Raw genomic sequence first — 13,810 nt, forward strand, 5'->3', positions numbered from 1 at the left:
CGGTGCTTCTAGAGTCATCACCATCCGTCGATGTGATCGTTGCCGCGACAAGGAGCACTCCATGGGCGCATCATTCGTCTACGACGCCGTTCGTACCCCCTTCGGTCGTTACGGCGGTGCGCTCGCCGGCACGCGCCCGGACGACCTCGCCGCACTGGTCGTCGGTGAACAAGCGCGGCGCGCAACGGCATTGGACCCCGAACGCATCGACGAGATCCTTCTCGGCAACGCCAACGGTGCGGGCGAGGAGAACCGCAACGTGGCGCGTATGGCCGGGTTGCTCGCGGGCCTACCGGTGGGGATTCCCGCCGCCGCGGTCAACCGGCTGTGTGGCTCGAGCCTGGACGCGGTGATGCTCGCCTCCCGTGCGATCGAGGTCGGCGATGCGGACGTCGTGATCGCCGGCGGCGTCGAGTCGATGAGCCGCGCACCGCTGGTGATGCCGAAGCCGGAGAAGCCCTTCCAAGCCGGAAACATGGACCTGGTCTCGACCACCCTGGGGTGGCGTCTGGTCAACAAGAGGATGCGACCGGAGTGGACGGTGTCCCTGGGTGAGGCGACCGAGCAATTGCGTGAGAAGCACGGCGTCACCCGTGACCGACAGGACGAATTCGCCGCTCGCTCACACCGTTTGGCGAACCAAGCCTGGGGTGACGGCTTCTTCGACAACCAGGTCGTTGCCGTTCCCGAGGTCGAGCTGACCCGTGACGAATCCATCCGTCCCGACACCACCGTCGAGAAGCTGGCCGGCCTGAAGACCTCGTTCCGCAAGGAGAACGGCACGGTCACCGCGGGTAACGCCTCGCCGCTGAACGACGGTGCGAGCGCGGTGCTGGTGGGGTCCGAGGCCGCTGCCGACCTGACCGGTCTGCAGCCGCTCGCGCGGATCGCCGGCCGTGGCGCGGCAGCAAACGAGCCGCGGTTCTTCGGGTTCGCGCCGGTGGAAGCTGCAAACCGCGCGCTCGCGAAGGCCGGCATCGACTGGTCGGACGTGTCCCTGGTGGAGTTGAACGAGGCGTTCGCCGCCCAGTCTCTCGCCTGCGTCGATGCCTGGGACATCGACCCCGAGATCGTGAACGCCCACGGAGGCGCGATCGCGATCGGTCACCCACTTGGCGCGTCCGGCGGTCGCGTGGTCGGCACCCTGGCCCGGGCGCTGCAAGCGTCGGGCCGGCGGTGGGGTGTAGCTGCGATCTGCATCGGAGTGGGTCAGGGACTGGCGCTGGTGCTGGAGAACGTCTCTGACCGCCCGGTTCGGCCGCGACGTAGGTCCCATCCGTGTGGCGGCTAACCTGAATCGGCCGTTTCCACACCGATCAGGGGGATCCCGAGTGAGCAGCAGTACGTCCGTCCGTGAGTTCGCGGTGGAGCAGGACTTCACCCTCGACGAGGACGGGATTCTCGCCCGCCTCCCGTGGCGTCGTGCTGCCGAGCGTCCGCAGCACACCAGCTTCGAGCGGTTCGAGAACGGGCAGTGGCTGCCGGTCACCGCCGAACGCTTCCTGGCCGAGGTGAAGGCGACGGCCAAAGGACTCCTCGCATCCGGCGTCGGTGCCGGCGACCGCGTCGCACTGATGGCCAACACTCGATATGAGTGGATCCTGCTCGACGCGTCCGTGTGGGCCGTCGGTGGCGCGACCGTGCCGATCTATCCGTCGTCCTCGCCGTCGCAGGTCGAGTGGATCGTCCAGGACTCCGGTGCACGAATCCTGTTGGTGGAGGACGCGATTGCGCGCGACAACCTCTCCGGGGCCGACCTCGCTGATGCCGAAATCATGGTCATCGACGACGGCGCCACCGGCGTCCTGCGTCGGCGCGGGGTGGACGTGCCCGACGACGCGATCGAGGCGCGCCTGGACGGTCTGACCCTCGACTCACCCGCCTCGATCATCTACACCTCCGGCACCACCGGACGCCCGAAGGGTTGCGTGATCACCCACCGCAACCTGCTTGCCGAGGCGCGCGGTGTACTCGCCCACCCGATCGGTGAGTCGGTTGCCGGGTCCGGCAACCGCACCCTGATGTTCCTGCCGCTCGCGCACGTGCTGGCGCGGGCCGTGACCTACGCGGCCTACGAGGGTGGCGCCACGATCGGGTTCTGGGGCGATTTCAAGACGATCGTGGACAAGTTCGGTTCCTTCAGGCCCGAGATGATCCTGTGCGTGCCGCGGGTGCTGGAGAAGGTGCACGGCGGCGTCCGCGCGAAGGCTCTCGCCGGCGGACCGGTCAAGGCCGAGATCTTCCGTCGCGCCGAACGGGTCGCGATCGAGTGGAGCAAGTGCCAGGGCAACTCGGGTCTGGACGACGCCACGAAACCGTCGGTCCGGCTGCGCGCGGAGCACCGGTTGTTCGACAAGCTCGTCTACTCCAAGGTGCGCGAAGCGATGGGCGGACGCTGCTCGGTCGCGATCACCGGCGGTGGCGCGCTGGGGGAGACGCTCACCCACTTCTACCGCGGCATCGGGGTACCCGCGTACGAGGGCTACGGCCTGACCGAGACCTGCGCGGCGATCACGGTGAACGGTCCGGGCGTGCAGCGCATCGGCACCGTCGGTCGACCGGTCGCCGGCAACGCGGTCCGGATCGCCGAGAACGGTGAGATCGAACTGCGCGGTCCGGTCGTGTTCGAGCAGTACTGGCAGAACTCCGACGCCACCCGCGATGCTTTCCACGACGGCTGGTTCAAGACCGGCGATCTCGGTGAACTCGACGCCGACGGTTATCTGCGGATCACCGGACGCGCCAAGGAGATCATCGTCACCGCCGGCGGCAAGAACGTCGCCCCCGGACCGTTGGAGGAGCAACTGCGCTCGCACCAGGTGATCGGTCACGCGATGCTCGTCGGCGAGGGACGCCCGTTCGTGTCGGCATTGATCGCGCTCGATCCCGAGGGCGTCGCCGACTGGGCCTCGGCGAACGGCAAGCAGGTCGGCCCCGACCTCGCCTCCGACGACCAGTTACGCGCCGAGATCCAGGTTGCCGTCGATGAGGCGAGCGCCGCCGTGTCCAAGGCCGAAGGCATCCGCAAGTTCGTCGTGCTACCCGACGACTTCACCGAGGAGACCGGCGAACTGACCGCCACGATGAAGATCAAGCGCCACGTCGTCGAGCAGAAGTACGCCGAACAGATCGAGTCGATCTACCGCAAGTAGAAACCTGACCCGGCGAATCCTGACCGCTGGTTGAGCCATGCGAATGAGGAACGAATTCGCATGCGCCGAAACCAAGGTGAGACAGAACGGCCACCCAGGCACAGGTCGCCGGGTGGCCGTTCATGCATTCAAGGGTCAGTCGTGGGCCTCGACCCCGCGCGGGAACAAGCTCGGCAGGATGTCGGTCAACGTGAGCACACCGGCGAACCTCTCGCCGTTGCGGATGACCGCCAGTTGAGTGCTGGTCTCCCGCATGGTCGCGATGGCCTGGTGCAACGGAGTGGTGCGCTGGAACTCCACCACCGGACGCGCGAGAGGCCCGGCGAAGTCGTCCAACTCGACCCCGCTGAGGGTGTCGCGCACGTGCACGAACCCACGGACGTGGTCGCCGTCCTTGAGCAGCACCCGCAGGTGACCGCTGCGACGGGTCGCCTCCTGAACATCGCGCACGGTGGCGGAGCCGGCGACCGAGGTGACCTGAGCGCCCTTGCGCAACAGGTTGCCGACCGTGAGATCCTCCAGGCCGAGGGCCTGGGTGATGGACGACTGGTAGCCGAGTTCGAGCGCGCCGACGTTCGCGGAGTGTTCGACCAGCGCGCGAAGAGCCTGCGGGTCACCGGCGATCGTCAGCTCGTCGACCGGCTCGACACCACTACGGCGCACCAACCGGTTGGCCGACTCGTTCAGCAGGCGCAGCACCGGGCGGGTCAGCCACATGAAAGCGCGCATCGGGATGGCCAGCACGGTGGCCGACATCTCCGGGTGCGCGATGGCCCAGGACTTCGGCGCCATCTCACCGATCACCAGGTGCAGGAAGGTGACGATGATCAGCGCGAAGACGAACGCGAGCACGTCGGCGAACGTCGGTCCGAGCCCGACAGCCTCCAGCGGAGGCATCAACCAGTGGTGCACCGCAGGCTTGGTGATCGCACCGAGGGCCAGGGTGCACATGGTGATGCCGAGCTGGGACCCGGCCAACAGCAGCGTCAGTTCGCTGGAGTTGCGCAGCGCGGCGCGCGCCGCACGTGAGTTGGACGCGAGTTCTTCGAGACGGTGCCTGCGCGCGGCCATGAGCGAGAACTCCGTCGCGACGAAGAACGCCGACAACACGATGATCGCGATGGTCGCAAGGACGACGGTGGTCGTGCTCATGCCCGCCCCTCCTCGTCCGCGGCTGCCCGCTCGACGCGGTCCGCCTCATGCTCGCGTTCCTCGCGCTCCTCGCGGACCAGCGCGGGCTCCGGAAGGGTGAGTCGCACGCGGGTGGGCACGTAGTGCTCCACCTCCAGCACCTCGGCCCGCAGGACGTGCGGGTCGGTCGGCTCGTCGGCCACGAGATCGGCTGCGTCGATCGGTAGTTCGACGTCGACGATCACGCCTTCCTCCGGCAGTGCACCGTAGGCATCGATGATCAGGCCGGCGACGGTCTCGTAGTCGCCCTCGGGCAGGTCGATGTGCAGGGAACGCTCCACCTCGTCGACATGGACATCACCGCCCATCACCCAGATTCCGTCGTCCGGTTTGGGTTCGTAGGACTCGTCCTCGGGGTCGTGCTCGTCGGTTAGTTCGCCGACGATCTCCTCGGCGAGATCCTCGACGGTGAGAATGCCGGTGAAGCCGCCGTACTCGTCCACGACGCAGGCGAGCACCTGGCGCTCGGCGTCCATCTGCTCGAGGGCGTCGGGCAGGTCCATCAGGGACGACAGCACCAACGGCGGCTTGGCGATGTCGGTCACCGGGGTCGCCAGGTCGACGACGTTCAACACGTCGACCAGGTGCACGACACCGAGGATGTGCTCCTCGTCGTCGAGCACGGGGTAACGGGTGTGCCCGGTCGACATCAGTTCGCGCACCTCGCCGACGGTGGCGGTGTCACGGACGACGTCGACGCGCGAGCGCGGCATCATCGCGTGCTCGACGTTCTGCCGCGGGAAGTCGATGATGCGGTCAAGCACGTTCGACAGTTCGGCCGACAGTTCGCCGCGTTCGCGCGACTCCTCGACGACGTGTTCCAGGTCGACCGCGGTGGCTGAGTGCTCGACGTCGTGCACCGGCTCGATGTTCAGCATGCGCAGGAAGAGTTCGGCCGCCTTGTCGAAGACCCAGATGATCGGGCCGAACACGGCCAGGTAGATCTTCGTCGAGCGCGACAGCAGCCCGGACATCTGGTCGGCACGCGCGATCGCGTAGTTCTTGGGGTAGAGCTCACCGAAGAGCATCTGGACGAAGGTGGAGAACAGCAGCGCCAGGATGCTGCCGATCGCGACCGAGATTCCCATCGTGAGGCCGCCGCGTTCCATCACCTCGCCGAGGGCCGATCCGATCAGCGGCTCGGCGACGTAACCCACGAGCAGTCCGGTCACGGTGATGCCCAGCTGCGCGCCAGAAAGCATGAACGAGGTGCGCTTGGTGATCTCCAGGGTGCGCTGCGCGCCCTCGTCCCCGGAGGCTGCCCGAGCAGCCAGCTTGGAACGGTCGACCGCCATGTAGGCGAATTCCTGCGCGACGAAGTATGCGGTGACTGCGGTGATGAGCAGCACGACCACGATTCCGGCCAGCAGCGAGAGCGCGATGCTCATCGGCGGGCCTCAACCGGGTAGGAGGGGAAGGGGCCGGTATGCGGAGGTTGGTCGTCCATCGTCGTTTCTGGTGGGGTGACAGGTCGTTACACAGAGTACGGGCTGCCCGCTCCAACGCGGGCAGCCCGGCTCGGGTTCCTTCGTGGGATCCACGCGCCGCCGTCCGATTCCACGAAGGAACCCGAGCCGGGGCGAGTCGCCTGCCGGCGACAGATGTGAGACCTTCGAAGCAGAACCTCAGCGATGAGATTCCCGGACGAGGGGCGCCGTACCCGGACAGCGACAAGACGGCCCGTGGAGGCAAGTCTTGTCGTGGATCATCCTGGTCGTGTCCGGTGTGCTGGAGGCCGTGTGGGCCACCGCACTGGGCAAATCCGAAGGATTCAGCCGCGTCGTACCGACGGTGGTGTTCTTCGTGGCGTGCGTCGCCAGCATGGTCGGTCTGGCCCTGGCGATGAAGGAGCTCCCGGTGGGCACCGCGTATGCGGTCTGGGTCGGAATCGGGGCGGTGCTGACCGTCGCCTACGCGATGGCGACCGGTGAGGAACCGGTATCGGCCCTGAAGGTGCTCTTCCTGGCCGGCATCGTCGGTTGCGTCATTGGGCTCAAACTCACGCACTGAGCGAGGGCAGCGGAATGTTGGTGTCGTCCAACAGGGTTCGCGCGGCCCACCAGCCGGACATGCCGTGCACGCTGGGACCGGGCGAGGTCGCACCGGAAGCGATGTAAACGCCGTCCAACGGGGTTCGCCACGGGGTCGGCGATGCCACCGGGCGCTTGATCATCTGAGTCATCGTCACCGCACCGGAGGAGAAGTCGCCCCCGGCGAAGTTCGGACTCACCGCACGTTCGAAGTCCGTTGCCCTGGTCGCCGTCGAAGCCAGGATCAGGTCGCGGAAACCGGGTGCATGCTCCTCGATCATCGCGGTGGCCCTCTCGGTGATGTCATGGTCGCTGGCGTACGGCACGTGCCCGTACGCCCACAGCACGTGCTTGCCTGCCGGTGCTCGCGTCGGGTCGACCACGGTCGGTTGCACCAACAGGATGTACGGCCGGTCCGGGATGCGACCGCGCGCGACCTGACGCTCGGCGTCCGCGATCTGTGCGCGGGTGCCGCCGAGGTGAATGGTCGGCGTCTCGCGCAGCACCGGGTCGGTCCAGGGGATGGGACCGTCGAGCGCCATGTCGACCTTCGAGACGCCGTTGCCGTGCTTGAAGCGCTGAAGTGCACGCCGATACCCGGCGGGGAGCCGGTCGCCGGCGAGGCGCAGCAAGCCGGGCACCGCGACGTCCAGCACCGCCCCGTCGTACCCGGCCAACTCGCGCAGGTCGGTCACTTCGACACCGGTGCGGACGCGTCCGCCGTGATGCTCCAGGTCGGCGACGAGGGCGTCGGCGATCGTCTGCGACCCGCCGACGGGTAGTGGCCAGCCGGCGGCATGTGCAGTTGCGCTCAGCATCAGGCCGGCCCCCGCCATCGCCAGGCGTGGGTGCTGACCGATGGTGTGCGCGCTGCACCCGATGAGCATCGCCGGGGCGACTTCGTCGCGAAAACGCAACCCCCACAAGTAAGTTCCAAGCTCCAGCGAGCGTTCGCCGTAGATCGCGGGTCCGGCCAGGTGCTTCGGCACACCGATCAGCGGGCTGGTCGCGAACTGCGAGACCGCGTCGATCCGGTCAACGATCGGCCGCAGCAGGTCGCGGTACGCCTTGCCGTCGCGTCCACCGATCGCTTCGGCGGTGCGGTCGAGGTCGCGGTATCCGCGGCCCGTGCGTCCGTCGGGCAGCGGGTGCCCGAACGAGACCTCGGGCACGACGAGTTCGATCCGGTCGGTCAGCCCGAATGCCTGGAAGAACGGGCTCGCCAGTGCCATCGGGTGGACGGCGCCGGCCAGATCGTGCCGGAACCCGGGAAGGGTGATCTCGCGGGTGGCGGTGCCGCCGCCGACCCAGCCGTTCCGCTCGAGAACCTCGACCTCCAGGCCGGCCCGGGCCAGAGTGACGGCCGCAGCCAGACCGTTGGGCCCGCTGCCGACGACCACCACCCGCCGGCTGTCAGGCATCTGCAGCACCGGCCGTTGCACCGGTGGAGGTGGGTTGTTCGAGCACGAAGATCGCCGACTCGATCCACCCGAACCGTTCCACGAACCACTTCTCGACGGCCTTCGCCCGTTGCGGCAGTAAGGAATCAACCACACGGTAAGGGTATTGAGGTTCGATCCGTACTGCATCGTCCGGGCATCAGCAGGCCTCCCGGACAGCCGCCGGCCTCAGTCGGTTGCATCGGCAGCCTCGCCGGCGGTCCGGGTCAGGGCCATGCGGCCGCCAGTACGAAGACCTCGGGCGCGAACGCGACGACGGCAGCCGCGATCTTCCACCCAGGGATCAGGAGCAGCAAGCCGGCGACGGCGCAGATGCCGGACGCAACGGTCAGGGATCGGGCCATCGGCCAGGCGGCCGTGTGCCCGGCACGCCACGCGGCCTGGTTGCGCATCGTCCGCGCGGTGCGGATACCCGCCCACTGATTGAGCCTCAGCCGTCCGGTCGCGGCGGCCCACGTTGTCCAGCCGATGGCGGCGGCCACCAGCAGATCGCACGCGACCAGGATCAACACCGCGATGGTCAACTCGTCCATGAGCTCCACGATTTCAGACGAGTTCCCGGAGCCCGCACTTGGACGCGTGACTGACTCACTCATACCCACGGGTGGCCTCAAGGGACGTGCCGAAGTCGAGGGCTGCGCGGCCCACATACGTCCGGTATCGACTGGCATCGTCGATCCGATGCACCTCGGGAGCCGCACCATCAGACAGGGCCGCACTTGAACGACTCGCAGCACCGCCGCAGAAGGGCGCGGGTGATCGAACGGATCCGCCGCCGAAGGGCGGACGACGTACGCCATCACCGCGGTAAGAACATCGCGAAGGTCAGCGGCATCAACCAGCATCCCTTGGTCGGGCTGACGATCAAGACCGGCGTCGCGTCCGCGGTTGCGTGGAAGCTGGGAAACCTGATGCCACCCGACCTCGCGCAGTACTCCTACTACGCCCCGCTCGGCGCGCTCACCGTCATGTACTCCGTGCTCGGCGACTCCGTCAAGGAAGCCTTCAAGGCCGGGATCGCCTTCACCATCGGAGTCCTGGGTGCGCTGACGCTCTACAAGACGGCGCTGCCCAACGCCTTCAGTGTCGGCATCGCGCTCGGGGTGGGCATCCTGGTCGGCAAAGTCGCCCGGTTGGGCGCGCAGAGCACGTGGGTTCCGTTGGCGGCGCTGTTCGTCTTCACCGCCGGGCGCAACGACCTGAACGACTACACGCTCGGCTACCTGCTGCAGATCACGCTCGGCATGGTGGTGGGTCTCGTCGTCAATGCCACTGTCTTCCCCTCCCTCGGATTGCATGACGTCGAACGCCACGCGATGGTCGTGCGTACCGACATCGGGGATTCACTGCAGGCCTTCGCCGACCACTTCCGTCACCCCACGCCGCAGACGGAGGATCAGTTGCGCATGTCCTGTCTGCAGGGACTGCCGGCGTCCGCCGCGGTTCTTCGCGAATTGGGTGAGGAGGCCGGGCGTGCGGGACGCGGCAACTTCCGCAGGGCGCGGTGGGACCGAGTTCGGGCCGATGTCCTCGGGCTCAACGAGGCGACGCAGGCGTGCGCGCTGTTGCTCGAAGACCTTGCTCGCGAGGTGCTCGAGGACGGACTCAAGACCGTCGCGGACGATCAGCGCCGTGCGTTGGGCGACGCCGCGGCTGCGGTGAAGGCCGCGATCGACAACGCCCAGTTCGCGGTCGTGCCAGGTGAACGGGCACGGGAGGCGAACGAGTTGCTCGACGCGAGCATGCGGGACGAGGCTCCGTACATCGCCGAGCGGATCACCCAGTCGCTGCGCCGCTGCGTGCGGTTGGCCGCCGCATGGGTCGACGAGACCTGATCGGTTCAGACGATGGTGGCGATGTGCACAAGCGCATCGCCGGAGTTCACCAACGGTGCCTCGGTGTGGCCGACGATGATGCCGTCGCGGTCGGCGTACACGGCGCGCAACGTCTTGCCGAACGAGTCGTAGAGCGCACCGAGCCGCTCGCCGAGGGCGACGTGTTGTCCCAGGTGTGAGTCCAGGCGCAGGATCCCGGTGCGGCGAGCGCGCACCCAGCCGCTGCCGCGGCACTCGATGGACGGCGTGGGCGGTTCGTCCTCGAAGGGATCGATCATCCCCATCCCCGCCAACACCCGTCGGACGCCGACCACGCAGGGTTCGATCGCCCAGTCGTCCAGGCGCAGGGGCGCACCTGATTCGACGAGCAGGACGCGCGCGCCGCGCTCGCCGGCGACGTGCCGCAACGACCCGTCGCGGATCTCGGAGTGCATCATCACCGGTGCCGCGAAGGCCGTGGCGAGTTCGCGGGTGCGGGCGTCGTCGAGGTCCGCGCGCACCTGCGGCAGGTTGGTGCGCCGGTCGGACGCGGTGTGCAGGTCGATGCCGACCTCGCACTTGGCGACGACCTCCTGCAGGAACAGGTGCGCGATGCGTCCGGCGAGCGAGCCGCGGGCGGACCCGGGGAAGCTGCGGTTGAGGTCGCGCCGGTCGGGCAGGTAGCGGTCGCCGGCCAGGAAGCCGTGCACGTTGACGACCGGGACGGCGATCAGCGTGCCGCGAAATTCCTTGGGGGACAACGAGGCCAGCACCTCACGGATGACCTCGACCCCGACCACCTCGTCGCCGTGGATCGCCGCGTTGACCCAGACGACCGGGCCGTCCTCCTTGCCGTGCACCACGCGGATCGGCAGCGAGACTTCGGCGCCGGTGACCAGCCGGGTGATCGGCAGTTCGGTGTTCTTCGTGCTGCCCGGGCGGACGCGGACGTTGCCGATCGCGAACGACTCGCGCTTCATGCGTGGCCCCGGTTGCGTCGCCGAGTCTGCAGCGACGGGCGTCCGCCGTAGTACGAGTGGCCGGAGTCGACCAGGAAGCCCTGGCGCAGCGCTTCGCGGCCGACAAGCATCCGGAAACCCATCTCGTCACGGTCGGTGAGTGTGAACTCGGCGGGGATCCTGCGGTCGGCGATCGACAGCGTGGTGGAGACGACGATGCGGCGCTGGATCTGCCCGTTGGAACTGCGGATGTCACGGCGGTCGTGCACGGGGAGTTCGGCCGCGACGATGTCGTCGGTGGACTTCTGCCAGGGCCGAACGTCGAAGCGCACCCAGTCGACGCCGTCCCGTTCGAACTCCTGCACCTCGTACGCGTGGATCGAGGAGGTGCGCGCGCCGGTGTCGAGTTTGGCCTTCACCCAGTCGACTCCGAGGTCGGGCAGGCAGACCCACTCGCGCCAGCCGACGGTGAGGTTGGACTCGCTGGGCGCTGGCACCCGGACAGTGTGGCAGGGTGCCACCGTGAAACTCGCGATTCTGTCCCGTGCGCCGCGTGCTTATTCGACCCAACGCCTGCGAACCGCTGCCCTCGAACGCGGGCACGACGTGAAGGTGCTCAACACGCTCCGCTTCGGAATCGACCTGTCGAACGACGAACCCGATCTGCAGTTCCGTGGTCGCCAATTGTCTTCGTACGACGCGGTATTGCCGCGCATCGGTGCTTCGATCACCTACTTCGGTACGGCTGTCGTGCGCCAGTTCGAGCAGATGGACGTCTACACGCCCAACACCGCGAACGGCATCAGCAACAGCCGCGACAAGCTGCGTGCGACGCAGATCCTGTCGCGGCACAACATCGGCATGCCGGCCACCTTCTTCGTGCGAAACCGCGCCGATGTGAAGCAGGCCATCGAGCAGGTCGGTGGTGCGCCGGTCGTCATCAAGCTGCTGGAGGGGACGCAGGGCATCGGCGTGATTCTGGCGCCGGAGGTCAAGGTGGCGGAGGCGATCATCGAGACCTTGCAGTCGACTTCGCAGAACGTGCTGATCCAGGCATTCGTGAAGGAGAGCAAGGGACGCGACATCCGGGCGCTGGTCGTCGGTGACCGTGTCGTCGCTGCGATGCGTCGGACGGCGCAGGGCGATGAGTTTCGCTCGAACGTGCACCGTGGTGGCTCGGTCGAGGCCGTCGAACTCGATCCGGAGTACGAGGCGACGGCGGTGCGTGCGGCGCAGATCATGGGTCTGCGCGTCGCCGGTGTCGACATGCTCGAAGGCAATGACGGTCCGCTGGTGATGGAGGTCAACTCCTCGCCGGGCCTGCAGGGCATCGAGACCGCGACCAGGCTCGACGTCGCCGGCGCGATCATCGACTTCATCGGTGACCAGGTCGACTTCCCCGAGATCGACGTCCGCCAGCGGCTGGCCGTCTCGACCGGGTACGGCGTCGCCGAGCTGGCGGTGCACTCCGGCTCGGAGATGGTCGGAAAAGCGTTGCGGGACAGCGGTTTGTCCGACCGCGACATCACTGTTCTCACCCTGCACCGCGGCACCTCTGTCACCCCGTCCCCACGTCCGAGCAAGGTGCTCGAGGCCGAGGACCGTCTGCTCTGCTTCGGCAAGCTGGAGGAGATGCGCTCGATGATCCCCGAGCGCCCCAAGCGCCGCCGCCGCGTCAAGAAGCTCGCCCAGAAGGCCATCACCGCTGCCGAGAACCCCTGACCACGCTGGGTGAGCCCCCGAGCACCGACGCACGATCTGTCGGATCTGTTTCTCGTTCGCGGCCCGTTGTTGATCCAGGACCAGGATGTCTTGGGCGTACTCGGTAGCCAGTTCACGCAGGATGGTCATGTCCAGGGGTTCGTAGCGTGGTCGCCAGGTCGCGACCTGCCCCAGTTGGGCGACCGTGAGCGCGTGCCTGCATCCGTACCGAGCGCGGTCGCGTGTAACAGCGCGGTGAGCATGTTGATCGTGACGGTGCGGCGCCGGTCCAACTCCGTCCAGGACTGCTCCGGTCCCGGGATGGATCACGGCGTAGTGGTGCGTGGCGGCGTGGGTGTCCACCCCTATGACGTACTGGCAGATGTCTGTCACGATGGTTGAGCTCCCAAGGACCGCTGGTTGAGCTCCGGAGTACCGCTGGTCGAGCCCTGCCCACACCGCTGGTTGGCGCCGAAACCAAGGTGACGTTCATCCGGACCAGCCACAACAGTCCGAACTACCGTGTTCACGTGCACCTCGAATTCGACGCCGAAGCCGGTCGCCGCACACCGAGGGGCTTGATCATGATCGTCCCGATTTTCGGCGACGAGCCGGTCGGCGGCGTCGATGATCCGGCGGTGCTGCGTATGGAGCGAGCCGTCCGCGCGTCCGCGGCGACGCCTTCGCCTGTGAAGTGAGCACCCGGCTGGATAGCCTTCCCGGGTGAACCGCCAGCCACCCGATACGGACGCCGCCGCAGTTCGTTCCGACCGGCTGGTGCTCCCGGCGCTGGTTTTCGTCGGTGGTGCCGCCGGCACGACCGCGCGTGCACTGCTGAGTGAGCGGTTCCCGATGCCGGCGGACGGCTGGCCGTGGACCACCTTCGTCATCAACGTGCTCGGCGGGCTGCTGCTCGGCCTTCTGCTCGGGGTGCTCGCGCATCTCGGCGACGACAGCGGTGCACGCCGACGAGTTCGGTTAGGACTCGGGACGGGTCTGTTGGGCGGATTCACGACCTACAGCGCCTTCGCGGTCGAGGTGGTGGAGCGTGACCTGGGCGCCGGTCTTGCCTATGCGACCGCGAGCGTCGTGGCCGGAGTGCTCGCCGCAGGGATCGGGCTCCGACTGCCGGGCATGAACCGATGATGCTTTGGATCGCCCTCGGGGGAGGCACCGGCGCACTCCTGCGTTGTGTGCTCGACACCTGGATCGCCGCGCGGGTGCGAGTGAGGGTCCCGGTCGGCACTCTGGTCATCAACTTGCTCGGATCGTTCGTGCTAGGCCTGCTCGTCGGTCACTTCGGACACGCTTCGGAGGCCACGAAGGTGCTCGGTACGGGTGCCATGGGCGGGTTCACCACGTTCAGCGCGGCGTCCGTGGAGTCGGCCCGGCTGCTGCTCGCGCCGAAGGTGCACTGGGCGGGCGTCGTGCATGCGCTCGGGATGGTCATCGGGTCAGTTTTGGTCGCCGCGCTCGGCCTGTGCGTCGGCGGTTGAGTTGTGC

15 protein-coding genes and 1 riboswitch are annotated in these 13,810 nt (G+C 67.7%); of the genes, 8 read left to right on the forward strand and 7 right to left on the reverse strand.

The window, feature by feature from the left end; genetic code table 11:
* Positions 1 to 61 precede the first annotated feature (61 nt).
* Both MF407_RS00640 and MF407_RS00645 read left to right on the forward strand, forming a co-directional pair.
* Entirely contained in the window at positions 62 to 1,291 is a 1,230-nt protein-coding gene (locus MF407_RS00640) for a thiolase family protein (protein ID WP_141927132.1), read from the forward strand.
* 40 nt (positions 1,292 to 1,331) lie between these two features.
* Positions 1,332 to 3,152 (forward strand): long-chain fatty acid--CoA ligase, encoded by a 1,821-nt coding sequence (locus MF407_RS00645; RefSeq protein ID WP_239700733.1) that lies wholly within the window; start codon positions 1,332 to 1,334, stop codon positions 3,150 to 3,152.
* 135 nt (positions 3,153 to 3,287) lie between these two features.
* On the opposite strand, the gene MF407_RS00650 is transcribed toward MF407_RS00645, so the two are convergent.
* Entirely contained in the window at positions 3,288 to 4,304 is a 1,017-nt protein-coding gene (locus tag MF407_RS00650; RefSeq protein WP_129625395.1) for a hemolysin family protein, read from the reverse strand.
* Positions 4,301 to 5,731 carry a hemolysin family protein gene (locus tag MF407_RS00655; protein ID WP_129625396.1) on the reverse strand — a complete coding sequence of 477 codons (1,431 nt, stop codon included), beginning with the start codon at positions 5,729 to 5,731 and terminating at the stop codon, positions 4,301 to 4,303. Before MF407_RS00655 ends, MF407_RS00650 begins: the two co-directional genes overlap by 4 nt.
* A 229-nt stretch (positions 5,732 to 5,960) precedes the next feature.
* A riboswitch (guanidine-III (ykkC-III) riboswitch) is annotated at positions 5,961 to 6,028 on the forward strand.
* A gap of 10 nt (positions 6,029 to 6,038) precedes the next feature.
* Between MF407_RS00655 and MF407_RS00660 the strand changes: the two genes are divergently transcribed.
* The gene (locus MF407_RS00660) at positions 6,039 to 6,353 is read left to right on the forward strand and encodes a multidrug efflux SMR transporter (RefSeq protein WP_129625397.1); all 315 of its coding nucleotides are present in this window, start codon (positions 6,039 to 6,041) and stop codon (positions 6,351 to 6,353) included.
* Here the strand turns inward: MF407_RS00660 and MF407_RS00665 are convergent.
* From MF407_RS00665 to MF407_RS00675, 3 genes are all read right to left on the reverse strand, one after another.
* Positions 6,343 to 7,794, reverse strand: coding sequence for an NAD(P)/FAD-dependent oxidoreductase (locus MF407_RS00665; RefSeq protein ID WP_239700735.1), 1,452 nt, complete (start codon positions 7,792 to 7,794; stop codon positions 6,343 to 6,345). The two genes, MF407_RS00660 and MF407_RS00665, sit on opposite strands and share 11 nt — an antisense overlap.
* The gene (locus MF407_RS00670; protein ID WP_168990203.1) at positions 7,787 to 7,927 is read right to left on the reverse strand and encodes a hypothetical protein; all 141 of its coding nucleotides are present in this window, start codon (positions 7,925 to 7,927) and stop codon (positions 7,787 to 7,789) included. The genes MF407_RS00665 and MF407_RS00670 overlap by 8 nt, the downstream gene beginning before the upstream one ends.
* A gap of 112 nt (positions 7,928 to 8,039) precedes the next feature.
* Entirely contained in the window at positions 8,040 to 8,366 is a 327-nt protein-coding gene (locus MF407_RS00675; protein ID WP_239700738.1) for an SdpI family protein, read from the reverse strand.
* Between the two features lie 222 nt (positions 8,367 to 8,588).
* Here MF407_RS00675 and MF407_RS00680 point away from each other — a divergent pair, with 222 nt between their 5' ends.
* Positions 8,589 to 9,668: a hypothetical protein gene (locus MF407_RS00680; protein WP_168990205.1), complete on the forward strand. Its 1,080-nt coding sequence runs from the start codon at positions 8,589 to 8,591 to the stop codon at positions 9,666 to 9,668.
* 5 nt (positions 9,669 to 9,673) lie between these two features.
* On the opposite strand, the gene MF407_RS00685 is transcribed toward MF407_RS00680, so the two are convergent.
* Positions 9,674 to 10,627: a succinylglutamate desuccinylase/aspartoacylase family protein gene (locus MF407_RS00685; RefSeq protein ID WP_239700740.1), complete on the reverse strand. Its 954-nt coding sequence runs from the start codon at positions 10,625 to 10,627 to the stop codon at positions 9,674 to 9,676.
* Complete coding sequence (locus MF407_RS00690; protein WP_129625402.1) at positions 10,624 to 11,103, reverse strand: RimK/LysX family protein; 480 nt, start codon at positions 11,101 to 11,103, stop codon at positions 10,624 to 10,626. The genes MF407_RS00685 and MF407_RS00690 overlap by 4 nt, the downstream gene beginning before the upstream one ends.
* Before the next feature lie 25 nt (positions 11,104 to 11,128).
* Between MF407_RS00690 and MF407_RS00695 the strand changes: the two genes are divergently transcribed.
* The 4 genes from MF407_RS00695 to MF407_RS00710 all read left to right on the forward strand — a co-directional run bounded on the left by MF407_RS00695 (position 11,129) and on the right by MF407_RS00710 (position 13,803).
* Positions 11,129 to 12,328, forward strand: coding sequence for a RimK family alpha-L-glutamate ligase (locus MF407_RS00695; RefSeq protein ID WP_239700741.1), 1,200 nt, complete (start codon positions 11,129 to 11,131; stop codon positions 12,326 to 12,328).
* Positions 12,329 to 12,837: 509 nt separating this feature from the next.
* Positions 12,838 to 13,005 carry a hypothetical protein gene (locus tag MF407_RS00700; RefSeq protein ID WP_168990206.1) on the forward strand — a complete coding sequence of 56 codons (168 nt, stop codon included), beginning with the start codon at positions 12,838 to 12,840 and terminating at the stop codon, positions 13,003 to 13,005.
* Between the two features lie 25 nt (positions 13,006 to 13,030).
* Positions 13,031 to 13,453: a CrcB family protein gene (locus MF407_RS00705; protein ID WP_129625404.1), complete on the forward strand. Its 423-nt coding sequence runs from the start codon at positions 13,031 to 13,033 to the stop codon at positions 13,451 to 13,453.
* Complete coding sequence (locus tag MF407_RS00710; RefSeq protein WP_129625405.1) at positions 13,453 to 13,803, forward strand: CrcB family protein; 351 nt, start codon at positions 13,453 to 13,455, stop codon at positions 13,801 to 13,803. Before MF407_RS00705 ends, MF407_RS00710 begins: the two co-directional genes overlap by 1 nt.
* Positions 13,804 to 13,810 lie beyond the last annotated feature (7 nt).

This window comes from Yimella sp. NH-Cas1 (genome assembly GCF_022359705.1).
In the GTDB taxonomy this organism is placed as follows: domain Bacteria; phylum Actinomycetota; class Actinomycetes; order Actinomycetales; family Dermatophilaceae; genus Yimella; species Yimella lutea.

Coding starts and splice junctions, on each gene's coding strand:
- MF407_RS00640 (WP_141927132.1), top strand. CDS start 62: ATGGGCGCATCATTCGTCTACGACGCCGTTCGTACCCCCTTCGGTCGT.
- MF407_RS00650 (WP_129625395.1), bottom strand. CDS start 4,304: ATGAGCACGACCACCGTCGTCCTTGCGACCATCGCGATCATCGTGTTG.
- MF407_RS00655 (WP_129625396.1), bottom strand. CDS start 5,731: ATGAGCATCGCGCTCTCGCTGCTGGCCGGAATCGTGGTCGTGCTGCTC.
- MF407_RS00665 (WP_239700735.1), bottom strand. CDS start 7,794: ATGCCTGACAGCCGGCGGGTGGTGGTCGTCGGCAGCGGGCCCAACGGT.
- MF407_RS00675 (WP_239700738.1), bottom strand. CDS start 8,366: ATGGACGAGTTGACCATCGCGGTGTTGATCCTGGTCGCGTGCGATCTG.
- MF407_RS00685 (WP_239700740.1), bottom strand. CDS start 10,627: ATGAAGCGCGAGTCGTTCGCGATCGGCAACGTCCGCGTCCGCCCGGGC.
- MF407_RS00710 (WP_129625405.1), top strand. CDS start 13,453: ATGCTTTGGATCGCCCTCGGGGGAGGCACCGGCGCACTCCTGCGTTGT.